The organism is Nocardioides sp. Leaf374, from assembly GCF_916862475.1.
Lineage (GTDB): Bacteria > Actinomycetota > Actinomycetes > Propionibacteriales > Nocardioidaceae > Nocardioides > Nocardioides kribbensis.
This window is the reverse complement of record NZ_CAKASO010000052.1, coordinates 1-22,091: the sequence shown is the minus strand read 5'-3', so window position 1 is coordinate 22,091 and position 22,091 is coordinate 1. Positions and strand designations below refer to the sequence as shown.

At 74.4% G+C, this 22,091-nt stretch carries 21 protein-coding genes; all 21 read right to left on the bottom strand.

Annotated features, from left to right (window positions below; all coding sequences use genetic code 11):
• On the bottom strand, positions 1-579 hold a 579-nt coding region (locus tag LPA27_RS17500; protein ID WP_228943258.1), incomplete at its 3' end, for a hypothetical protein.
• Between the two features lie 93 nt (positions 580-672).
• Positions 673-2,031, bottom strand: a complete 1,359-nt coding sequence (gene larA, locus LPA27_RS17495; protein ID WP_228943257.1) for a nickel-dependent lactate racemase — start codon at positions 2,029-2,031, stop codon at positions 673-675.
• 337 nt (positions 2,032-2,368) lie between these two features.
• Entirely contained in the window at positions 2,369-3,748 is a 1,380-nt protein-coding gene (der, locus tag LPA27_RS17490) for a ribosome biogenesis GTPase Der (RefSeq protein ID WP_193660765.1), read from the bottom strand.
• The gene (locus LPA27_RS17485) at positions 3,745-4,608 is read right to left on the bottom strand and encodes a lysophospholipid acyltransferase family protein (RefSeq protein ID WP_228943256.1); all 864 of its coding nucleotides are present in this window, start codon (positions 4,606-4,608) and stop codon (positions 3,745-3,747) included. Before LPA27_RS17485 ends, der begins: the two co-directional genes overlap by 4 nt.
• A complete protein-coding gene (gene cmk, locus LPA27_RS17480) occupies positions 4,605-5,354 on the bottom strand; it encodes a (d)CMP kinase (protein WP_308196113.1) in 750 nt (249 codons plus the stop codon). The genes LPA27_RS17485 and cmk overlap by 4 nt, the downstream gene beginning before the upstream one ends.
• A gap of 89 nt (positions 5,355-5,443) precedes the next feature.
• Positions 5,444-6,544, bottom strand: a complete 1,101-nt coding sequence (locus LPA27_RS17475; RefSeq protein WP_228943255.1) for a prephenate dehydrogenase — start codon at positions 6,542-6,544, stop codon at positions 5,444-5,446.
• On the bottom strand, positions 6,537-6,932 hold the full coding sequence (gene aroH / locus LPA27_RS17470; protein ID WP_056904124.1) for a chorismate mutase: 396 nt from the start codon (positions 6,930-6,932) through the stop codon (positions 6,537-6,539). Before aroH ends, LPA27_RS17475 begins: the two co-directional genes overlap by 8 nt.
• Before the next feature lie 171 nt (positions 6,933-7,103).
• Positions 7,104-7,859 carry a pseudouridine synthase gene (locus LPA27_RS17465; protein ID WP_056904326.1) on the bottom strand — a complete coding sequence of 252 codons (756 nt, stop codon included), beginning with the start codon at positions 7,857-7,859 and terminating at the stop codon, positions 7,104-7,106.
• Between the two features lie 65 nt (positions 7,860-7,924).
• Positions 7,925-8,605, bottom strand: a complete 681-nt coding sequence (scpB, locus tag LPA27_RS17460) for an SMC-Scp complex subunit ScpB (RefSeq protein WP_416383250.1) — start codon at positions 8,603-8,605, stop codon at positions 7,925-7,927.
• The gene (locus tag LPA27_RS17455; RefSeq protein WP_228943259.1) at positions 8,602-9,510 is read right to left on the bottom strand and encodes a segregation and condensation protein A; all 909 of its coding nucleotides are present in this window, start codon (positions 9,508-9,510) and stop codon (positions 8,602-8,604) included. The genes scpB and LPA27_RS17455 overlap by 4 nt, the downstream gene beginning before the upstream one ends.
• A 62-nt stretch (positions 9,511-9,572) precedes the next feature.
• Positions 9,573-10,010 carry a hypothetical protein gene (locus LPA27_RS17450; protein WP_228943254.1) on the bottom strand — a complete coding sequence of 146 codons (438 nt, stop codon included), beginning with the start codon at positions 10,008-10,010 and terminating at the stop codon, positions 9,573-9,575.
• On the bottom strand, positions 9,995-10,969 hold the full coding sequence (locus LPA27_RS17445; protein ID WP_156697927.1) for a ParA family protein: 975 nt from the start codon (positions 10,967-10,969) through the stop codon (positions 9,995-9,997). The genes LPA27_RS17450 and LPA27_RS17445 overlap by 16 nt, the downstream gene beginning before the upstream one ends.
• A gap of 314 nt (positions 10,970-11,283) precedes the next feature.
• The gene (locus tag LPA27_RS17440; protein WP_228943253.1) at positions 11,284-11,592 is read right to left on the bottom strand and encodes a GNAT family N-acetyltransferase; all 309 of its coding nucleotides are present in this window, start codon (positions 11,590-11,592) and stop codon (positions 11,284-11,286) included.
• A 26-nt stretch (positions 11,593-11,618) separates the two neighbouring features.
• Positions 11,619-12,194 (bottom strand): dihydrofolate reductase family protein, encoded by a 576-nt coding sequence (locus LPA27_RS17435; protein ID WP_056864517.1) that lies wholly within the window; start codon positions 12,192-12,194, stop codon positions 11,619-11,621.
• A 249-nt stretch (positions 12,195-12,443) separates the two neighbouring features.
• Entirely contained in the window at positions 12,444-15,086 is a 2,643-nt protein-coding gene (locus LPA27_RS17430; protein ID WP_228943252.1) for a DEAD/DEAH box helicase, read from the bottom strand.
• Positions 15,083-16,045, bottom strand: a complete 963-nt coding sequence (locus tag LPA27_RS17425) for a site-specific tyrosine recombinase XerD (RefSeq protein ID WP_228943251.1) — start codon at positions 16,043-16,045, stop codon at positions 15,083-15,085. The genes LPA27_RS17430 and LPA27_RS17425 overlap by 4 nt, the downstream gene beginning before the upstream one ends.
• Positions 16,046-16,107: 62 nt before the next feature.
• Positions 16,108-17,223 carry an alanine dehydrogenase gene (gene ald, locus LPA27_RS17420; RefSeq protein ID WP_228943250.1) on the bottom strand — a complete coding sequence of 372 codons (1,116 nt, stop codon included), beginning with the start codon at positions 17,221-17,223 and terminating at the stop codon, positions 16,108-16,110.
• A gap of 52 nt (positions 17,224-17,275) precedes the next feature.
• Positions 17,276-17,899 carry an NUDIX domain-containing protein gene (locus LPA27_RS17415; protein ID WP_228943249.1) on the bottom strand — a complete coding sequence of 208 codons (624 nt, stop codon included), beginning with the start codon at positions 17,897-17,899 and terminating at the stop codon, positions 17,276-17,278.
• 10 nt (positions 17,900-17,909) lie between these two features.
• A complete protein-coding gene (locus LPA27_RS17410) occupies positions 17,910-19,598 on the bottom strand; it encodes a CTP synthase (protein ID WP_056864521.1) in 1,689 nt (562 codons plus the stop codon).
• Between the two features lie 327 nt (positions 19,599-19,925).
• Positions 19,926-20,825: a copper transporter gene (locus LPA27_RS17405; protein ID WP_228943248.1), complete on the bottom strand. Its 900-nt coding sequence runs from the start codon at positions 20,823-20,825 to the stop codon at positions 19,926-19,928.
• The coding region (gene steA / locus LPA27_RS17400) for a putative cytokinetic ring protein SteA (protein WP_228943247.1) at positions 20,822-22,091 on the bottom strand (1,270 nt) is incomplete at its 5' end. The genes LPA27_RS17405 and steA, both read right to left, overlap by 4 nt.

Below are 22,091 nucleotides of genomic sequence, written 5' to 3'. Positions count from 1 at the left end.
CGGCGGGGCCGTGCCGCGGCGCACGGCGAGGCGGGCCCGGCGCGCGCGCAGCCGGCCGGAGCCGTGGTCGGGGCCCGACCAGCGCGACTCCTCCAGGCTCAGCCGGGCGTCGCAGCGGGGCCAGTCGCCGTGGACGACCAGCACCGAGGAGCGGGTGCGCAGCCGGGCGTCGAGCACGCCCGCGGAGCGGGCGTCGACGCTCGCCGGCGGACGCAGCACCACGACGCGCAGCACGTCGACCAGCGCCGCGGTCACCTCGAGCCAGTGCTCGCCGGGCTCGGGCACCAGCACGGTGCGCGTCAGGTCGACCCCCAGCTCGGCGGCGGCCTCCGCGCCGAAGTCGGCCCAGCCGGCGAAGCCGACCCACTCCCCCGCCCGCGAGGCCTCCGCGGCCAGCGCCAGACCCACCGAGGCGGCGTCGACGGAGTAGGTCGCCCCGGCACGCAGCTGGAGCAGGTCGGAGAGCCCGGCGTGCGTCGCCACGGCCTCCCGCGCCGGCCCGCCCTCCATGGCCGCGACCCGCTCCCGGAGCTGGTCGAGCACCGGGCGGCTGGGGTCGAGGGCGGGCATCGCGGTCACACCCCCATGATCGAACACGTGTTCGATCAGGTCAAGCCGGTCGTCCCCTGGGCGGGCGGTCCTGCGGCGGTCCCCCGGCGCATCCCCGGCCGGTCAGCCGGGTCGGCCGGCGTCGACGTAGGCGATCGTCTGCGGCCCCTCGGGCAGCACGCAGACCCGCGCCCCCGGCCCGACCCGCTCCAGCTCCTCGCGCACCGCCGCGGCGACGTCCTCGACCAGGAAGAGGTGGGCCGTGCGCAGCTCCTCGTCGCTGAGGTGGGTGGTGTGCACCCCGACCCTGGCCCGGGCCAGCACCCGCGCGAGCACCTGCACCTGCCACTGGTCGGGCACGGTCTCGCTGCGCCGCGAGATGGCCTCCAGCAGCGCCTCCGGGCTGTCCTCGGAGGCCAGGACCTCGCGGAAGGTCCCGTGGTCGGGGAAGCCGTCGCGGCACTCCGCGACGCAGACGATGAGCCCGCCGGGCCGCACCACCGTGGCAGCGGCCGTCATGCCCTTCACCGCCTGGTAGAGGTTCTGGTCCAGCGGGAAGCCGGAGTTGCTGGTCACCACGACGTCGAAGAGGTCGGGCACCGCCTGCATCGACAGCTCCCGCACGACCTCGCGCGCCTCGGCGTGCATGGCCAGCAGCTCGCCGCCGAAGGCACGGACGACCTGCTGCTCGCGGTTGAGCACCACGTCGAGGGCGAAGTCGACCCCGGTGGCCGCGGCGATGGCGCGCACGTCGTCGTGCACGGGGTTGCCCTCGCAGACCGCCCACGTCGCCTGCTCGCTGCCGATCCGGGCGGCGTCGTGGAGGGTGAGCACGGTCTCCAGGCCGGCCAGCCCCGGGGCGACCAGCTTGGGTCCACCGCTGAAGCCGGCGAAGAAGTGCGGCTCGACGAAGCCCGTGGTGACCTTGACGTCGGCGTCGACCCAGTGGCGGTTGAGCCAGACCGGCACCCCGTCGCCGTGCACCCCCATCCAGCGCAGCACGTCGGGGTCGCGGCTGTCGTGGTTGACGATGCGCACGGTGTCGACCAGGTCGTCGCCGAGCATGGCCCGCAGCTCGGCGTCGGTGTTGGCGCGGTGGGTGCCGGTGGCCACGAGCAGCACGAGGTCCTCACGGGTCACGATCCCCTCGAGCTCGGCGAGGATCGCGCGCACCATGAGCTCGCGCGGCTGCGGGCGGGTGGCGTCGCACAGCGAGATCGCCACGGTCTGCCCGGGACGCACCAGCTCGCGCAGCGGCGGCCCGGCCACGGGGTGCGCCAGGGCCTCGCGCAGGGCGGCCGGCACGTCGGGCGCGGGCTCGCTGTGGGTCGGCGCGACCACCGTCGTGCGGTCGGCGGGGAGCTCCACGTCGAGTCCGGTGGTGCCGTAGGCGACCCGGACCGTGGTCGTCCCGGTGCGGCCTGCCGGCTCGCTCGTCGAGTCGTACGTCGAGTCGCTCGTCGGATCGGCAGGGTGCGGCACGGGATCTCCTCCGGGGGGGTGACGGCCGCGCCCGTGCGGCCGAGGTCCGATCTTTGGCGGCCGATCGCGTCGAGTCAAACGTCGGGTCGAGCGTCGGGTCGAGCGTCGCGTCGGCCGACAGGGCGCGAGGTGGAGTCGCACGCCGGGTCGGCCGCCGCAGGGGCGCGGAGCCGTCCGGCACCGGGGTCGCTCCGGTCTCCGCGCCGCTCCCGGGCCCCTCCGGCCCAGGCCGGCGGCGTGCTAGGGGGAGGGGCACGGTCGTGCCCCTCCCCCTAGCACCGAGGAACCTCGCCCCGAGGCCGGGGCCCAGGAGCGTCCGGGTCCGAGCCCTGCCGTCTCAGCGCTTGCGCTTCTCCCGCGGTCGCTGCTCCAGCACGATCGGGGTGCCGACGAAGCCGAACTCCTCGCGCAGGCGGCGCTCGATGAAGCGCTCGTAGCCCGCGTCGAGCTTGCCCGAGGTGAAGAGCACGAAGGTCGGCGGCGCGGTGGTGGCCTGGGTGCCGAAGAGGACCTTGGGCTGCTTGCCCGAGCGCACGGGATGCGGGTGCTCGGCGACCAGTCGCCCGAGGAACGAGTTGAGCGCACCTGTGCCGATGCGGGTCTCCCAGCCCTCGACGGCCTTCTCCAGCGCCGGCACGAGGCGGTCCACGTGCCAGCCGGTGCGGGCGGTGATGTTGATCCGCGGCGCCCACTGCACCTGCACGAGCTCGCGCTCGATCTCGCGCTCGAGGTAGTAGCGGCGCTCCTCGTCGACGAGGTCCCACTTGTTGAAGGCGATGACGAGGGCGCGCCCGGCCTCGCGCACGGTCTGGATGATCCGCACGTCCTGCTCGCTGATGGACTGCCCGCCGTCGACGACCAGCACCGCCACCTCGGCGCGGTCGATCGCGGTGGTCGTGCGAAGCGAGGCGTAGTACTCGTGGCCCGAGGCCTCCTTGACCCGCTTGCGGATGCCCGCGGTGTCGATGAAGCGCCAGGTCTTGCCGCCCAGCTCGATGAGCTCGTCGACGGGGTCGACGGTCGTGCCCGCGACGTTGTCGACGACGACGCGCTCGGAACCGGCCAGCCGGTTGAGCAGGGAGGACTTGCCGACGTTGGGCTTGCCGACGATCGCGATGCGACGCGGGCCGCCCGGGGCGGCGTCGCGCTCGGGCGGGGGCTCCGGCAGGGCGGCCAGCACCGCGTCGAGCATGTCGCCCGAGCCACGGCCGTGCAGCGCGGAGACCGGCCACGGCTCGCCGAGACCGAGGTTCCAGAGACCGAAGGCCTCCGCCTCGGTGCGCTGGTCGTCCACCTTGTTGGCGGCCAGCACGACGGGCTTCTCCGAGCGGCGCAGGATCTTCACCACCGCCTCGTCGGCGTCGGTGATGCCGACCGTGGCGTCGACGACGAAGAGCACGGCGTCGGCCAGCGACACCGCGATCTCGGCCTGTCCGGCGATCCGCTCGGCCAGGCCGCGGGCGTCGGGGTCCCAGCCGCCGGTGTCGACGACGGTGAAGGCGCGACCGTTCCAGTGCGCGTCGTAGGAGACACGGTCGCGGGTCACGCCGGGCACGTCCTCGACGACGGCCTCGCGCCGGCCGATGATGCGGTTGACGAGGGTCGACTTGCCGACGTTGGGGCGGCCGACGACGGCGAGCACGGGCACCGGTCCGTCACCCGTCAGGCCGGCGTCCTCGAAGGGGTCGCCGGCGTGCTCGCTCGGGCTGTCGCTCATGGTGCTCCTTGATCGGTGACCCCGGTGGCGGGGTCGGGTTCCAGGTCTCCGGGTGGCAGCGGACCGGGGAGGTCCCGCCCGGTCGACGCGCGTGATGCGGCGAGGTGCGCCAGCATGTGCTCTCGCAACAACACCGACGTGGCGGCCACGTGTTCCTTGGTGCGCGGCCACGGCTGCGGCGGCACCGTGAACGGCGCGCCGAACACGATGTCGACCATGGTCCCACGTGGCGGGAGCTCCCCGCTCCACCCACCGGGCTCGCGGGTGCCGAGGAGAGTGACGGGCACCACGGCGGCGCCGGTCGCCAGGGCGAGGTAGGCCGCTCCGCGGTGGAAGCGCTCCAGGTCACCGGCACCGCGGCGCCCCTCGGGGAAGATGCCGACGGCCCCGTCGTCGCGCAGCACCCGCAGGCAGGTCTTCACCGCCGCGGGGTCGGCGTGGAAGCGGTCGAGCGGCACCTGACCCGACCACAGCAGGAAGGTGCCCAGCCGCCCTCCGAACATCTCCGCCTTGGTCAGTGCGTGCACCGGGCGGGGCGCGAAGATGGCCAGCAGCGGGCCGTCCATGACCCCGACGTGGTTGGCGGCGAAGAGCACCGGGCCGGTCGGGGGCGTGTGCTCCGCACCCTGCACCCGCACGCGGTAGCGGCGGCGCACCAGCCACGACGAGATCGGCCGCAGCCCGTGGAGCATGGCCCGGTGCGGGAAGGGGGTCGCGTCGGTGCGCGGGAGCTCGCGGTGCGCCGTACGCCGGTCGCCGCGGTCGCGTCGGGCGAGGGACCGCGGGGTGCGCGCTCCCCGTGGGCCGCTCGCGACGTGGGTGTCCCGCTCGTCCCGGGTGTCGCGGTGGGGCGGCGTCACGCGCGCGTCCCCACCGCCCGGACCAGCCCGACGACCTGGGCGACGACCTCGTCGAGGGTGAAGGGAGTGGTGTCGATGTGCACCGCGCCCTCGGCCATGGTCAGCGGGGCGGTGGCGCGGCTGGAGTCGATCCGGTCCCGGTCGAGCAGCACGGCCTGGGTGGCGGCCAGGTCGCTGCCGCCCTCCTCGGCGGCGCGACGGGCGGCACGCGCAGCGGGGTCGGCGGTGAGGTAGAGCTTCACCGGCGCGTCGGGGGCGACCACGGAGCCGATGTCACGGCCCTCGACGACGATGCCGGTGCCGCGGACGGCCTCGGCGATGACCTCGCGCTGCATGGTCAGCAGCCGCGCGCGCACCGCGGGCACGGTGCTGACCGGCGAGACCGAGCCGGTGACCGCGTCGGTGCGGATGGCGGCGGCGACGTCGGTGCCGTCGACGTGGATGGTGGGAGCCTCCGGGTCGGTGCCGGAGACGATCCGGGGCTCCTCGCAGCGCTCCGCGACGGCCGCGGCGTCGTGGACGTCGACACCCTGCTCGAGCATCCACCAGGTCATCGCGCGGAACATCGCCCCCGTGTCGAGGTAGGCCAGCCCGAGCCGGGCGGCCACGGCCCGGCAGGTGCTGGACTTGCCCGACCCCGAGGTGCCGTCCACCGCCACCACCGTGCCCTGTCGGGAGGCCGGGCCGTCGGCCTGACCGGGAGCCGGGGCGGGGTCGGACGCAGAGCTGGTGGCGGGGGTGGTCACGGTGCCGCAGCCTATCGGTGGGCGTCACCCCCGGCTGAATCCGTCGTCGCGACCCTCCGGCGCTCCGCAGCCCGCCCCCCGTCACCGCCTCAGCGGTGCGTCGTCCAGCCCCGCTCCTCCAGCGACCCGAGCAGGTGCTCGGCCCGGGTGCGGTCGACCACCAGCTCGACGAGGCCGACGGGGCGACCCGGGTCGTGGTCGATGCGGATGTCCTCGATGTTGACCTCGCTGGCCACGGCGTCGGCGAAGAGGCGGGCGAGCTCGCCGGGGTGGTCGGGCACGGCCACGAAGACCGAGCGGGTCGGGGTGGCCGGGCCACCGTGCTTGCCGGGGATGCTGCGGGTGCCGGCGACGCCGCGGTCGAGCAGCAGCTCGAGACCGGCCCGGTCGCCGGCGCTGACCGCGGCGATCATCGTCTCGAGGTCGTCGCGGACCTCGATGAGGAGCGCGGCGACGGCCTCAGCGTTGCCCGAGACGATCTGGCCGTAGAGCCGTGGGTCGCCGGCGGCCACGCGGGTGACGTCGCGGACGCCCTGGCCCGACAGGGTCAGGTGGTTCTCCGGGGCCTCGGCCAGGCGGGCGGCCACCAGGGCGGAGAGCAGGTGGGGCACGTGGGAGGTGCGGGCCACGGCCCGGTCGTGCTCGGCCGGGGTGAGCCAGACCGGCACTCCCCCGCACAGCCGCACGAGGTCCTCCACGAGCTCGACGGCCTCGACGTCGGCGGCGGCGTGCGGGGTGATCGCCCAGGGTCGGCCGTCGAAGAGGGCGGCCGTGGCGGCCAGCGGGCCGGAGCGCTCGCTGCCGGCCATCGGGTGGCTGCCGACGTAGCGGTGGGCGCCCGCGCTGTCGGCGACGTCGGCGAGCGGGCCCGACTTGATGCTGCCCACGTCGGTGACGACGGCGTCGCCGTCGGCCAGGGCGGCGGCGATGACCCGCCCGAGGTGGTCGGGCGGCACCGCGACGACCACCAGCTGCGGGTGGTCGTCGGGGCGTCGGGGCCGGCCGGCGCCGAGCCCCGAGGCGGTGCGGACGTTCTCCGACGAGACGTCGGTGAGGAGCACCTCGATCCCGGCGCGGGCGCAGGCCAGGCCGATCGAGGCCCCCACGAGACCGGCGCCGACGACCTCGACCGGTCCGACCAGGCGCGGGACCCGGTCGGCGACGGCCGGGGGCTCCGGGGCCTCAGGCATCGGGGTCGGCGTCGGGCACCGAGCGCACCCGGGTCAGGTCGCTGCGCAGCGCGGCGGCCCCGTGGAGGTAGACGTGGGTGATGTCGGCGCGCGGAAGGTCGGTCTCGACGTGGGCCATCATCCGCACGACGCGGGGCATCGACCGCTCGATCTCGAGCTCGCGGGCGCAGATCAGCGGCACGTCGCCGAAGCCGAGCTGGCGCGCGGCGTAGGCCGGGAACTCCGAGACCAGGTCACTGGTGGCGGTGAAGATGACGGAGATGAAGTCGTCGACCTCCAGGCCGTTGGAGGTCATCGCGTCGGTGACCATCTCCGCGACGCGGTCGAGCATGTGGTCGCGGGTGTCCTCGTCGAGCTGGGTGGCCCCCCGGATGGCTCGCACTGCCACGTCTGCTCCTCGTCTCGTCGGTTCTCGTCGGTTCTCGTCGGTTCTCGCTGTGTCGCGCCGTGTCTCGCGGGTGCGCCGGTCCTCGTCGCCGGTCCCGGTCGCCGCGCCTCGGCCCTGCCGCTCGGCCGGCCTCAGGCTAGCGAGCGCCGGGCGCCGGGCCGGTGCCCGGCCTCAGAGCTGGGACGCGTCGAGCAGCACCCCGAGCTCGTCGGTGGTGAGGTCGCGCAGCTCCCCCGGGGCCAGTCGGCCCAGCTCGACCGGCCCGATGGCGGTGCGGGTCAGCCGGGTCACGGGGTGGCCGACGTGGTCGAGCAGGCGCCGCACGATGCGGTTGCGGCCCTCGTGGATGACCAGCTCGACGATGCTGCGACCCGGGGAGTTGCGCCCGTGCCCGCCGCTGACCACGCGGGCCCGCGAGACGGTGACCGGGCCGTCGTCGAGCTCGACGCCCGCGAGCAGCTGCTTGAGGGTGCGCTGGTAGACCTCGCCCTCCACCTCGGCGACGTAGGTCTTGTCGACCTCGTAGGAGGGGTGGGCCATGCGCTGGGCGAAGTCGCCGTCGTTGGTGAGCATGAGCAGCCCGGAGGTGTCGGTGTCGAGGCGACCGACGTGGAAGAGCCGCTCGGGACGGTCGGCCACGACGTCGGAGAGCGTGCGCCGCCCCTCGGGGTCCGACATCGTCGAGACGACGCCGCGCGGCTTGTTCAGCACCAGGTAGACGTGGGGGCTGATCGGTGGCAGCCGCTTGCCGTCGACGCGGATGACCGCGGTGCGCGGGTCGACCTTCGTCCCGAGCCGGGTCACCACCTCGCCGTCGACGACCACGTGGCCCTCGAGCATCAGCTCCTCGCACTTGCGCCGCGAGGCGACGCCCGACTGGGCCAGCAGCTTCTGCAGCCGGATCTGGCCGTCGTCGTCGGTCTGCACCTGCGGGCCGCTGCCCTGCCGGTCGCCGGTCTGGTCGCCGGTCTGGTCGCCGGTCTGGTCGCTGGTCACGTGGGCTCCGTTCCACCGTCGGGCTCGGTGCCCGGTCCGGTCCGTGGCGCGGCCGCGGCGGCCACGCCCTCGAGGTCGTCCTCGAGGTCGTCCATGTCAGGGAGGTAGGGCGCGAGCTCGGGCAGCTCGTCGAGCGAGGTGACCCCGATGCGCTCCAGGAAGTAGGTGGTGGTGCGGTAGAGATGGGCGCCGGTCTCGGCGTCGTTGCCGGCCTCCTCGACCAGACCGCGCGCGAGCAGGGTGCGCATCACCCCGTCGACGTTGACGCCGCGCACCGCCGAGACGCGGGCCCGTGAGACGGGCTGCTTGTAGGCCACGACCGCGAGCGTCTCGAGCGCGGCCTGGGTCAGCCGCGCCGACTGCCCCTCGAGCACGAAGGCCTCCACCACCGCGGCGTGCTCCTCGCGGGTGTAGTAGCGCCAGCCACCGGCCACGTGGCGCAGCTCGAAGCCGCGGCCCTGCTCGGCGTACTCCTCGGCCAGCAGCTGCAGCGCCGCCACGACGTCGGCCACGGGGTGGCGCACGGCCGTGGCCAGCGAGACGGCGTCGAGGGGCTGGTCGGCCACCATCAGCACGGCCTCCAGCGAGGGCCGCAGCGCCACGACGGGTACGCCGTCACCCTGCGGTCCCGTCGAGGTCGCCTCCGCACCTGCGGGTCCGGTGTCCTGCTCGCTCACGGGTGCTCCTGCGTCGTCGCGGGGTCGGGCTGGGGGTCGGGCTGGGGCTGGGGCTCGGGCGGAGCGCCGTCGAACTCGTCGGTGACCAGGTCCTCGACGTCGGTGTCCTCGTCGCCGGTCCAGCGCACGCCCAACTCCCCGAGCGGGTCGACCTGGTCGAAGGACACCACGCCCTCGCGGAAGAGCTCGAGCAGCGACAGGAAGCGTGCCACGGTGGTGAGGGTGTCGGGGGCGTCGCCGCACAGGGCGCGGAAGGTGAGCGTGCCGGCGCGGCGCAGCCGCTCGGCGACCACGGCCGCCTGCTCGCGCACCGACACGGTGGTGGCGTGGATGTGCTGGAGCGAGACCTCCGGCAGCGGCTTGGGCTCCAGGGCGCGCGCCGCCAGCGCGGCGAACTGCTCGAGGCCGATCCCGATCAGCACCTCGGGGAGCAGCGTGGCGAAGCGCTCCTCCAGCCCGACCGCGCGGGGGTGGCGCAGCGACTCCCCGGCCAGGCGACGCTCGAGCACCCCGGCGACCTGCTTGAACGCCTTGTACTGCAGCAGCCGGGCGAAGAGCAGGTCGCGGGCCTCGAGCAGCGCCAGGTCCTCCTCGTCCTCGACGTCTCCCTGGGGCAGCAGCCGGGCCGCCTTGAGGTCGAGCAGGGTGGAGGCCACCAGGAGGAACGAGGTGGTCCGCTCGAGGTCGCCCACCGCGTCGCGAGGACCGCCGCCGGGCACGGGACGGTCGCGCAGGGCCTTGACGTGGGCGATGAACTCGTCGGTCACCTGCGAGAGGCTGACCTCGGTCACGTCGAGCTTGTGCTTGGAGATCAGGCTCAGCAGCAGGTCGAAGGGTCCCTCGAAGTTGACCAGCCTGACCTCGAAGGCGTCCGAGCCGGCAGGGCCGGCCCCCTCGCCAGCCACGTCACCGGCCACGTCACCGGCCACGTCACCGGCCACGTCACCGGCCACGGTCCCGACCGTGGTCACTCCCGGGTCAGCCGCCGCACGAGCGCGCTGTCCTCGCCGTCGGCCTCGAAGTCGGCCAGCACCATCGCGACCGCCTCCCGCACGAGCCGCCCGCGGTCCACGGCCAGCCCGTGGCCGCTGCGCAGCGCGAGGCGCGCGTGCTCGATGGCCAGCAGCTCCTCGGAGGTGATGTAGACCGTCATCTTCTCGTCGTGGCGCACCCGGCCGCTCGGCTTGGCCGCCCCGCGCCGCGCGCGTGGCGTCGCGGCGGGACCAGCGGGATCGGCGGGCTCGCCGGCGGATCCGGCGCCCCGGTCGTCGCCGGGGGCGCCGGGCGCCCCGTCGGGTGCTTCCGGGGAGGCGGGCGACGCGTGGTCGCCGGTCTGCGGCGGGGTCGGGTCGGCCGTCGGGCGGAAGAGGTCGTCGGCCGAGGGGAGGCTCACCCGGCGAGCCACCGGGCCAGCACCTCCTTGGCCAGCGTGCGGTAGGAGTCGGCGCCCGCGGAGGCCGAGGCGTAGGACGTGATGGGCTCGCCGGCGACGGTGGCGTCGGAGAACTTCACGGTGCGCCGGATCACGGTGTGGAAGACGGTGTCGCCCCAGGCCTGCACCAGTCGCTCCATGACCTCGCGGCTGTGCAGGGTGCGCCCGTCGAACATGGTGCCGAGCACGCCGTCGATCTCCAGGCGCGGGTTGAGCCGCTCGCGCACCTTGTCGATGGTGGTCTTGAGCAGCGCCACGCCGCGCAGCGCGAAGTACTCGCACTCCAGCGGCACGATGACCCCGTCGGAGGCGGTCAGCGCGTTGACGGTGAGCAGCCCCAGCGAGGGCTGGCAGTCGATGATGATGACGTCGTAGCGCTCCAGCGCGGGCGCGAGCACCCGCTGCAGGGTCTGCTCGCGCGCGACCTCCTGCACCAGCTGCACCTCGGCGGCGGAGAGGTCGATGTTGGAGGGCAGCAGGTCCATGCCGGGCACCCCGGAGGGCACGACGACGTCCTCGAGGGTGACGTCGCGCTCCATCAGCAGGTTGTAGACCGTCATGTCCATCTCGTGGGGGTTGAGCCCCAGCCCGACCGACAGCGAGCCCTGCGGGTCGAAGTCGACGAGCAGCACCTTGCGACCGAACTCCGCGAGCGACGCACCGAGGTTGATCGTCGTGGTGGTCTTGCCCACGCCGCCCTTCTGGTTGCACATCGACACCACGCGCGCGCGCCCGTGCTCGGCCACGGGGCCGGGCTCGGGGATCAGCGGCATCGGGCGGCCGGTGGGGCCGAGGTCGCCGACGGCGGTCGCCTTCGCGGAGACCGCCGGGGTGGCCGGCCGCGCCGAGGGCGGGCGCTCGAACGGGAGGGGCTCGGTCAACTGCTGCTCTTCTCCGAGGGTGGGGGTCGGCGTGCGGAACCGGGGCGGCATCTCGTGGGCGCTGCTGCCCCCGGGTCCGGGGACCATTCCACCATCGCTCATCGGGCGCTCCTCGCTCGGGATCCCCACGTCGGCGCCACCGGGGCGCCGCACCGGGATCCTGCCTCCGTGTCGACACGACGACATGTCGGTCGACGTCCGCGCGAGCCTAGGTCCGCCCACCCCCGGCGACAACCCGGTGGCCGTCCTCCCCAGCCCGGTGCCCCGATCTGTGCACGGATTGTGGAGGAGGTCCCGGGGTTCTGCACAGGCACCTCCCCACCTGGGGACGAACCTGTGGAGGAGCCGATGCGGTCCGAGCGGCCTCAGACCACCAGGTCGGCGTAGTCGGGGTGCTTGCCGATCCAGCCGGCGATGAAGGGGCACTGCGGCTCCACGCGGCGCTCCCCCGCCGCGCGCAGCTCGTCCAGCGCCGCGCGGGCCAGCGCCGAGCCGACGCCGCGGCCCTCGAAGCCGTCGCGCACGACCGTGTGGGTGAAGACCACCCGGGCCGGGTCGTCGGCGAGCTCGTAGACCGCGACACCGGCCAGCTCGGGCCCGTCGTACGCCGCCCAGCGCGACTCGCCCGGCTCGTGCCTGACCGTGACCCCCGACGTCCGCGCCTGCTCGCTCATGGCCCCAGCCTAGGCCGCGACCGGGCTCACGCCCCCGAGGCGCGAGCGGTGTAGACCGACAGCACGACCCCGCCCGCGAGGGTGCTGCTGGAGACGTGCGTGAACCGGCGCAGACCCGCTCCGCGGACCACGGGCACGCCCTCGCCGAGGAGCACCGGGTGCACCTTGAGGTGGATCTCGTCGATCTCCTCGACGAGCTGCCCGGCGAGGTCGCCGCCCCCGCACAGCCAGATGTCGCCCCCCGGCGCGGCCTTGAGCTCCCTGACGCGGGCCGCGAGGTCGCCCTCCCACCGGTGCTGGGTCGGGTCCTCGGGCAGGTCGGCGTGGGTCGCGACGTACTGCGTGAGGTGCGGGTAGGCGCTGGTCAGCCCGGCCGCGAGCGCCGGACGGTGGGTGGCCGCGCCCATGACGACGGTGTCGAAGCGCACCGGCGGGCCGCTGATGCCGAAGACCTCGCGCAGGTGGGCGGGGCAGGTGTCGGGGTAGGCCGCGAGCGCGGCGGCGGCCGACTCCAGGTCCTCCTCGAGCACGGAGGTGTCGCCGCCGGGTCCGGCGATGAAGCCGTCGAGGGAGGTGGCGACCAGGTAGACCAGCGAGCGCACGGGCGGCTCCTCGGTGTGTGTGTGTGGGGGCGGGGGCGCCCAGGCTCACAGCCCCCGCCACCCCACCGCAACCGCATTCACGAGCCGGTGCTCGAGCAGCGAGCCACCCCGGTGGTTGAGGAGCGAGCGCCAGCGAGCGTCTCGAAACCACCCACCACCCCGGGGCTCGAGCAGCGAGCCCACCCCCGGTGGTTGAGGAGCGAGCGCCAGCGAGCGTCTCGAAACCACCACTCGCCCAGCGGCCCGGCCTCAGCCCCCCAGCCGCCGGAAGGCGGTGGTGACCAGCACCAGCTCGCCGATCTTGTCGGAGGCGTCGAGGTCGGCGGTGGCCTCCACGACCCAGTCGTGGTGCCCCTCGGGGTCGTGCAGGGTCTGGCGCACCAGCAGCAGCCGCGCCGTGCCCTCGTCCCCGTCGCCGTCGACCCCGGCGGGCACGCCGACCGTCTCCTCCACCTGCAGCAGCGCGGGCCCGCGCGCGTCGGGCCCCAGCTCGACCCGGTCGTGCTCGGCGTAGTAGTCCTCGATCGCGGCGTCCCACACCGAGCGGGTGACGACGACCGCGCGCGGCGGGTCGGAGCGGTCGGCCGCGGCCCGCTCGAGGGCCATCAGGGCGTCGAGGTCGTCGCGCGCCACGAGCTCCACCCGGCGCCACATCGCGTTGCGCACCATGACGGCGAAGGCCCGGCCCTGCTTCGAGATCGGGCGCGGCGAGGCGGGCGGGCCGGAGCCGGCGAGCTCCGCCGCGCGCCGGGCGACGGCCTCGGGGTCGGTCATCGCCTCCCACTCGTCGAGCAGCGAGGAGTCGGTCTGGCGGATCGTCTCGCCCAGCCACTCGGCGAGGTCGTCGAGCTCGGGGGTGCGGTGGCGCTCGGGCACGGTCACGCGCAGCGTGCGGTAGGCGTCGGTGAGGTAGCGCAGCACCAGGCCCTCGGAGCGGGCGAGCTGGTAGCGGCCGACGAAGTCGGTGAAGCCCATCCCCTGCTCGTACATCTCGCGCACGATCGACTTCGGCGCCAGCGCGTCCTCGGAGAGCCACGGGTGGCTCTGCCGATAGATCTCGTACGTCGTGCCCAACAGCTCCGCGAGGGGCTGGGGCCACGTGATCTCGTCGAGCAGCGCCATCCGCTCGTCGTACTCCACGCCGTCGGCCTTCAGCTCGGCGACGGCCTCGCCGCGCGCGGCCCACTGCTGGGCGAGCAGGATCTGCCGGGGCGCCTCGAGCACGGCCTCGACGACCGAGACGAGGTCGAGGGTGTGGTCGTCGGCCTCGGGGTCGAGCACCTCGAAGGCGGCCAGCGCGAAGTGCGCCAGCGGCTGGTTGAGGGCGAAGTCGTCGGGCAGGTCGACGGTGAGCACGTAGCGCCGGCCGAGCTCGTCGGGCTCCTCGAGCCGGGTCACGGTGCCCGACTGCACCAGGCTGCGGGTCAGCCGCAGCGCGCGGCGCGCCAGGCGCACGCGGTTGCGACGGTCCTCGTGGTTGTCGGTGAGCAGCCGCCGCAGCACCGCGAAGGCGTCCTCGTCACGGGCCAGGACGTTGATGATCATCGAGTTGTCGACCCGCATGCGCGAGACCAGCTGCTCGGGGGTGCCCTCGACGAGCTTGTCGAAGGTCTGCTCGGTCCACACCACCGAGCCCTCGGGGGGCTTGCGCAGCTGGGCCTTGCTCTTGCGCTTGGCCTGCTTCTCCGCGCTCATCGCGGCGTTCTTGGCCTCGGCCTTGCGCTTGGCCTTCTCGTTCTCGATGGTGTGCTCGGGGGCCTGCACGACCACGTAGCCGCGGGTGTCGTAGCCGGCGCGGCCGGCCCTCCCGGCGATCTGGAGGAACTCGCGGCTGCGCAGCACCCGCTGTCGGTTGCCGTCGAACTTCGCGAGCCCGGTGAAGAGCACCGTGCGGATCGGCACGTTGATGCCGACGCCGAGGGTGTCGGTGCCGCAGATGACCGAGAGCAGACCGGCCTGGGCCAGCTGCTCGACCACGCGTCGGTAGCGGGGCAGCATGCCGGCGTGGTGCACGCCGATGCCGCGGCGCAGCAGCTTGGAGAGCGTCTTGCCGAAGCCGGCGCCGAAGCGGAAGCCCGCGAGCCGCTCGGCCAGCTCGTCAGCCGGCTTGGGCACCCACTTCGCGTTGAGCAGCGCGGTGGCCTGCTCGACCGCGGCGGCCTGGGTGAAGTGCACGACGTAGACGGGGGCCTGGCCGGTGGTGACCAGCTCCTCGAGCTGCTCGAGCAGCGGGGTGAGCGACCAGGTGAAGTCCAGCGGCACGGGCCGCTCGGCGTCGTCGACCACGGCGGTCTCGCGCCCGGTGCGCCGGGTGAGGTCGGCGGCGAGGTCCGTGACGTCGCCGAGGGTCGCCGACATCAGCAGGAACTGCACGTCGGTCAGCTCGATCAGCGGCACCTGCCAGGCCCAGCCGCGGTCGGGCTCGGCGTAGAAGTGGAACTCGTCCATCACGACCAGGCCCACGTCGGCGCCCGCCCCCTCCCGCAGCGCGAGGTTGGCCAGCACCTCGGCGGTGCAGCAGATGATCGGGGCGTCGGCGTTGACCGAGGCGTCGCCGGTGAGCATGCCGACGTTGTCGGCCCCGAAGACCTGGCAGAGCGCGAAGAACTTCTCGCTCACCAGCGCCTTGATGGGCGCGGTGTAGAAGGACACCTCGTCGCGGGCCAGCGCCGCGGCGTGGGCGGCCACCGCCACGAGCGACTTGCCCGACCCGGTGGGGGTGGCCAGCACGACGTTGCTGCCCCCCAGCAGCTCGATGACGGCCTCGTCCTGGTGGGGGTAGAGCGAGACCCCGGTGCCCGCGGCCCAGGCCACGACGGCGTCGTAGACCTCGTCGTCGCCGGCGCCCACGCGCGGAGGCCAGGCGGTGGCCGCGCCGTCGGGGGCGCTCATCCGCGCGCTCGCGGGTGGGAGGTGGCGAAGACCTCGCGCAGGTTGTCCACCGTCACCAGCGTGTAGACCTGGGTGGTGGTCACGGAGGCGTGGCCCAGGAGCTCCTGCACGACGCGGACGTCGGCGCCCCCGTCGAGCAGGTGGGTGGCGAAGGAGTGGCGCAGCGTGTGCGGGGAGACGTCGCGGGTCACACCGGCCCGGTCGGCGGCCTTGGCCAGCACGGCCCAGGCCGACTGCCGCGAGAGCCGGCCCCCGCGGGCGTTGAGGAAGAGCGCTCCGGCCTGGCCCGGGCCCGTCGCGGCCGCGACCAGCTCCGGGCGACCGCGCACGAGGTAGGCCTCCACCGCCTCCAGGGCGTAGGAGCCGACCGGCACGATCCGCTCCTTGCCGCCCTTGCCGCGCAGCAGCACCGTGCCCGGCACGGCGGCCAGCCCGGGCTCGGCGGCGCCGCTGCGGTCGAGGTCGTCGACGTCGAGCCCCACGGCCTCCGAGATCCGCGCACCGGTGCCGTAGAGCACCTCCAGCAGCGCCCGGTCGCGCAGCGCGAGCGCGGTGCCGGGGGCGCCCGCGGCCTCCAGGATCGCCTCGACGTCCGACAGGGGCAGCGCCTTGGGCAGCCGCTTGGCCGGGGCCGGTGGCTTCACCCCGGCCGCCGGGTCGGCCCCGGCGAGGCCGTCGGCCACAGCGAAGCGGTGGAAGCCGCGCACGGCCACCACCGTGCGGGCCGCCGACGTCGCGCTCAGGGGCGGGTGCTCGGCGTCGCCCTCGCGCAGCGCGACCAGGAAGTCCGAGACCACCGCCTCGGTCACCTCGTCGAGGCTCGAGACCCCGCGGGCCGCGAGGTGGGCGAGGTAGCGGCGCAGGTCGCGGCGGTAGGACGACAGGGTGTTGGTCGCCAGGCCGCGCTCGACCGAGAGGTGGTCGAGGTAGGTGCGCACGGCGACGCGGGGGCCCGTCACGTCCCCGGTGCCTCCCCCGTCACCCACCGTCGCGGGCTCCTGCGCGAGCGTCGGCACCCGGGTCAGGCCAGCACGCGGTCGAGGGAGACCGCGTCGACGCCGACGGCCTCGCCCACGGGGGCGTTGGTGAGCTGCCCGTCGTGGGTGTTGAGCCCCAGCGCCAGGCTGCGGTCGTCGCGGCAGGCCTGCAGCCAGCCCTTGCCGGCCAGCGCCACGGCGTAGGGCATGGTGGCGTTGGTGAGCGCGTAGGTCGAGGTGGTCGGCACGGCGCCGGGCATGTTGGCCACGCAGTAGAAGACCGAGTCGTGCACGGCGTAGGTCGGGTCCGCGTGGGTCGTGGGGCGGGTGTCCTCGAAGCAGCCGCCCTGGTCGACGGCGATGTCGACGAGCACCGAGCCGGGCTTCATGGCCGCGACCAGCTCGTTGGAGACCAGCTTGGGGGCCTTGGCGCCGGGGATGAGCACGGCCCCGATGACCATGTCGGCCTGGGTGACGTGCTGCTCGATGGCCAGCTTGGAGGAGGCCAGGCCGTGCACGCGGTTGTCGTAGCGCCAGAAGGACATGCGCAGCTTGTCGAGGTCGGTGTCGAGCAGGGTGACGTCGGCGCCCATGCCGAGGGCGATGTTGGCGGCGTTCTGCCCCGAGACACCCGCGCCGATGACGACGACCTTGGCGTTGGCGACGCCGCCGACGCCGCCGAGCAGCACCCCGCGGCCGCCCTGGGCCTTGAGCAGCGCGTGGGCGCCGACCTGCGGGGCCAGGCAGCCGGCGACCTCCGACATGGGGTAGAGCAGCGGGAGCCCCCCGGAGGGCAGCTGCACGGTCTCATAGGCGATCGCGGTGACCTTGCGCCTCATCAGCTCGGCGGTCAGCGTCGGGTCGGCGGCGAGGTGGAGGTAGGTGAAGAGGAGCTGGCCCTCCCGCATGCGGTGGTACTCCTCGGCCACGGGCTCCTTGACCTTCAGCACCATCTCGGCCTCGCCCCACACGGCGTCGGCGTCGGGCAGCAGCGTGGCGCCGGCGGCGGCGTAGTCGTCGTCGCTGATCTGGGAGCCGACGCCGGCACCGGTCTCCACGACGACCTCGTGGCCGTGGGCCACCAGCTCGTGGACACCCAGCGGCGTCAGGGCCACCCGGTACTCGTGGTTCTTGACTTCCTTCGGGACGCCGACCTTCACCTGACACTCCTGTCATCACGGGGCCCCACGACGCTGTGGGGTGCGAGCGACACTATCGGGACGCGCGCGCCGATCCCGCCAGGCCCCTGGCGTGCGCGGCGAGCACCGCGATCACGACGGGCGCGTCGCGCAGGCGGCCGTCGAGCACCGCCCCGACCATGTCGTCGAAGGCCACCCAGCCCGCCTCCATCTCGGCCTCCTCGTGGGCCGGCACGAAGTCGCCGCGCCCCACCTCGCGCAGCCCCCGCGCGAGGTAGATGTGGGCCAGCTCCTCGGAGATCCCCGGCGAGGAGTACGTCGACACCAGGTGGGTCCACTCCTGCGCCTCGTAGCCGGCCTCCTCGACCAGCTCGCGGCGCGCGACGTCGACCGGCTCCTCGCCGTCGACGTCGAGCAGCCCGGCGGGCAGCTCCACGAACCGGGTCTGCGCCGCGTGGCGGTACTGCCACAGGCACAGCACCCGCTCCTCGTCGTCGACGGCCAGGATGACCGCGGCGCCGGGGTGCTCGAGCACCACGCGGCGGAAGGGCTCCTCCTCGGGGTGGCCGGGGCGCTGGATGCGGTCCTCGCGCAGGGCCACGACCCAGCCGTCGCGGTGCAGGTCGCCGCTCGAGCGGACCGGCCAGGAGGCCGGCTCGTCGCGCAGCGCGGGCTGCGTGCCCGCGCCGTCGTCCACCGCGCCCACCTCAGGCCTCCGCGGCGTCGCGGCGCACGAGCTCGGCGTCGATCGGGAACCGCAGCTCCTTCTGCCGCTCGATGGCCGCGCCGACCAGGCCCGCGAAGAGCGGGTGCGGCCGGGTCGGGCGCGAGCGCAGCTCGGGGTGGGCCTGGGTGGAGACGTAGTAGGGGTGCACCTCGCGGGGCAGCTCGACGAACTCCACGAGGCTGTCGTCGGGGGCCGTGCCGGAGAAGACCAGTCCGGCCTCCTCGAGCCGGGCGCGGTAGGCGTTGTTGACCTCGTAGCGGTGGCGGTGCCGCTCGTGCACCAGCGCCTCGCCGTAGGCGGCGCGCACGACGGTGCCGTCCTTGAGCGCCGCGGGGTAGAGCCCCAGGCGCATCGTGCCGCCGAGGTCGCCGGCCCCCTCCACGTACTCCTTCTGCTCGGCCATCGTGGCGATGACCGGCTCGGGGGTCTCGGGGTCGAACTCCGTGGAGCCGGCCTGCTCGAGGCCCAGGACGGTGCGGGAGTACTCGATCACCATGCACTGCAGGCCCAGGCACAGCCCGAGGGTGGGCAGGCCGTGGGTGCGGGCGTAGGTGAGGGCGCCGAGCTTGCCCTCGAGGCCGCGGATGCCGAAGCCGCCGGGCACGCAGACGGCGTCGAGGTCCTGCAGGTTGCGCGCGGCGCCCGCCGGGGTGGCGCAGTCGTCGGAGGGGATCCAGCGCAGGTTGACCTTGGCCTCGTGGGCGAAGCCACCGGCGCGCAGCGCCTCGGCCACCGAGAGGTAGGCGTCGGGAAGGTCGATGTACTTGCCGACCAGGCCGATGGTCACCTCCTCCTTGGGGTGGTGCACGCGGCGCAGCAGGTCGTCCCACAGTGTCCAGTCGACGTCGCGGAAGGGCAGGTCGAGACGTCGCACGACGTAGGCGTCGAGGCCCTCGCGGTGCAGCACCTTGGGGATGTCGTAGATCGACGGGGCGTCGGCCGCGGTGACCACGGCCTCCTCGTCGACGTCGCACATCAGCGAGATCTTCTTCTTGATCGAGGCCGGCAGCTCGCGGTCGGCGCGGCACACGACGGCGTCGGGCTGGATGCCGACCTGGCGCAGCGCGGCCACGGAGTGCTGGGTGGGCTTGGTCTTCAGCTCCCCCGACGGGCCGATGTAGGGCACCAGCGAGACGTGCAGGAAGAAGCAGTTGCCACGCCCGATGTCGTGGCGCACCTGGCGCGCGGCCTCGAGGAAGGGCAGCGACTCGATGTCGCCGACCGTGCCACCGACCTCGGTGATGACGACGTCGACGTCCTCGCCGCCCATCGCGAGCACGCGCTCCTTGATCTCGTTGGTGATGTGCGGGATCACCTGCACCGTGTCACCGAGGTAGTCGCCGCGGCGCTCCTTGGCGATGACGCTGGAGTAGACCTGCCCGGTGGTGACGTTGGCGATCTGACCGAGGTCGGTGTCGAGGAAGCGCTCGTAGTGGCCGATGTCGAGGTCGGTCTCGGCGCCGTCGTTGGTCACGAAGACCTCGCCGTGCTGGAAGGGGTTCATCGTCCCCGGGTCGACGTTGAGGTACGGGTCGAGCTTCTGCATCGTCACCCGCAGCCCCCGCGAGCGCAGCAACCGGCCCAGGCTGGACGCCGTGAGCCCCTTGCCGAGCGAGGAGGCGACGCCTCCGGTGACGAATACGTGCTTGGTCGGCCCTGGGTTCCTCACGGAACTCCACCCTACGTCAGGTCGGCCCGCCCCGTGACCACCCGCCGCGACACGCCCCCGCACGGTGACCGACGAGACACCGACGCCGGCCGAGGAGGCGGAGCCAGCGACCGTCTCGACACCACCCGACCCGAACCCGGTCCAGTCCGGCATGGTCGACGACCACGCCCCAGCACGGTGGTTGAGGAGGGAGCGCCAGCGACCGTCTCGACACCACCCGACCCGCCCAGCACGGTGGTTGAGGAGGGAGCGCCAGCGACCGTCTCGAAACCACCCGACCCAGCCGTCCAGCACGGCGACGTCAGGGCGACGACCGCCGCCCCGACATCAGTCGACCGGCACGGCCCCGTCGGCTCCGGCGACCCCGAAGTCGCCCCCGGCCCCCGACGGCGAGCGGAGCAGGGCGAGCAGGGTGGTGACCTGTCCCGGCGCGGTCTCGACCCCGTCCACGCTCGGGACGCCCTCGACGCCGCCGTCCTCGCGCAGCGTCGCCAGCACCCCGTCGGCCCCCGACGACGTCGGCCCGGCGAGCACGACGCCCTGCGTCGTCGCGGAGAGCCCGCTCAGCAGGTCCTGGAGCACGTCGGGGTCGACCTGCTGGTCGTCGCCGAGCACCACGACGAGCAGCGGCGCCAGGGCGGCGTCGGGCTCCGGCGAGGTCACCAGGCCGGCCTCGCTGAGGCTGTCGCGCACGGTGCGGCCGGCGTCGGTCACCTCGCCACCGGCCTCCGACGAGCTGCCCACGGCCAGCCCCGTCAGCTGTCCCAGCCTCACGTACGCCGGCGCGTCGGGGTCGACGCCCCGGGCCGCCGGTGCGTCGCCGAGCTGCTCGAGCACCTGCGTGCCGAGGCTGTCCACCAGGGTGCTCGACGTCGGGTCGGTCAGCCGGGCCTGGAGCTCGTAGCGCGCGGCGACCTCGCCGCCGGCGACCTGCACCTGCTCGGAGAGCGCGGTGAGCGTGTCCTCGTCGGCGCCCGGCAGCGCCAGCAGCGCCACGGGACGGTCGGCGAGCGCGTCGTCGTAGAGCCGCGCCGCCGTCGCGCTGGCGAAGGCCTCGCCGTAGCCGGCCTGGGCGATCGGCCCGGTCTCGGCCGAGACCTGACGGGCGGTGGCGGTGTCCCGCTCTCGGCCGAGCTCGCTGAGCGGACCCCCACCGAGCACGACCCCGACGGCCAGGGCGAGGAAGACGGCGACGAGCGAGACGACGTGGTGGCGGTACGAGATCACGGGAGGAGTCCTTGCAACAGGTCGGAGAGGGTGCGGCCGAGGTCGGCGAGGGCGTCCGCGCCCTGGTCGGCCCAGGACTGGCCCACGGGAGTGACGGCCACGGCGGCGGCGAGGGCGAGCAGACCGGCCAGCATCACCAGCAGCAGGTGGACCGGACGCACGCGCCCGGAGTAGAGCCGGGGCACCGCGTCGGCGTCGACGAGCCGCGCGCCCAGGGCGAGGCGCACCAGGTGGCTCCCGGCCGCGCTCGAGCGGGTCCGGTCGAGCAGGTCGGTGAGACCACCGGCCAGCCCGACACCGACGACGAGGGCCGGGTCGTGGGCGTCGACGGTCAGCAGCGCGGCGTCGGCGGCGTCGAGGGAGGTGGCCAGCCGCGAGGGCCGGATGCCGAGGCGGTCGAGGGAGTCGGCGACGTCGCTGCGGCCGAGGTCGCCCACGAGCACCACGTCGCCGGCGGCGCGCAGCGTGCGCGCCGAGGGCAGCGTCGGCCGGTCGTGGCGCAGGTCGACCACCACGACGTCGACGTGCAGACCGGCGGCGACCACGCTGTCGGCGAGGTCGGCGGCGGCCACGACCACCGGCTCCTGCTCGCGCAGGAACGGCCGCAGCTGCGCCAGCTGCTCGCGGTGCCGCGCGCCGGCGGCCACGAGGACCACGGTGCGCCCCCGCACCGCGGTGGCCAGGCGTGGGAGGCCCTCGCGGTGCAGCAGGAGGGGCTCCTCGCGCCGCAGCAGCTCGGTGCCGTGGTGGCTGATGGTCTCGAGCTGGGTCGCCAGTCCGCTGCGCGCGGCGTCGAGGTCCTCGCGCAGCACGCCGAGGTCGACGCTGCGACCGGGCACCTGCTCCCCGCTGTCGAGGTGGAGCACGCCGTCCTCGACCACCACGCGCGCACCGTCGCGCAGTCGCGAGCGACCCGCGGCACCGAGACCGTCGACGAGCACGATGCCGGCCTCGGCCAGCACCAGCGGCCCCTGGGCGGGGAAGCGCCCCGAGACGAAGGGCGAGACGTTCACGACCGCTGACACTCCCGCTCCCACGAGGCGTCGCGCCGTGGCGCGGTCGAGGTCGCTGTGGTCGAGCACGGCCACGTCCCCCGACCGCAGCCGCGGCAGGAGGTCGCTGGTGCGGGCCTCGAGCCTCAGGGGACCGACGAGGCCGGTGGTCTCGGGGGCGGGACGCAGTCTTTCGGGGATCGCGCCGACCTCGTGCTCCAGCCGCTGCCGGGCACCGACCTGGCCGTCGCGCTGGGCCTGCTGCACCTGCTCG

Coding starts and splice junctions, on each gene's coding strand:
- LPA27_RS17445 (WP_156697927.1), bottom strand. CDS start 10,969: ATGCCGCCCCGGTTCCGCACGCCGACCCCCACCCTCGGAGAAGAGCAG.
- LPA27_RS17475 (WP_228943255.1), bottom strand. CDS start 6,544: ATGCCTGAGGCCCCGGAGCCCCCGGCCGTCGCCGACCGGGTCCCGCGC.
- LPA27_RS17430 (WP_228943252.1), bottom strand. CDS start 15,086: ATGAGCGCCCCCGACGGCGCGGCCACCGCCTGGCCTCCGCGCGTGGGC.
- der (WP_193660765.1), bottom strand. CDS start 3,748: ATGAGCGACAGCCCGAGCGAGCACGCCGGCGACCCCTTCGAGGACGCC.
- LPA27_RS17440 (WP_228943253.1), bottom strand. CDS start 11,592: ATGAGCGAGCAGGCGCGGACGTCGGGGGTCACGGTCAGGCACGAGCCG.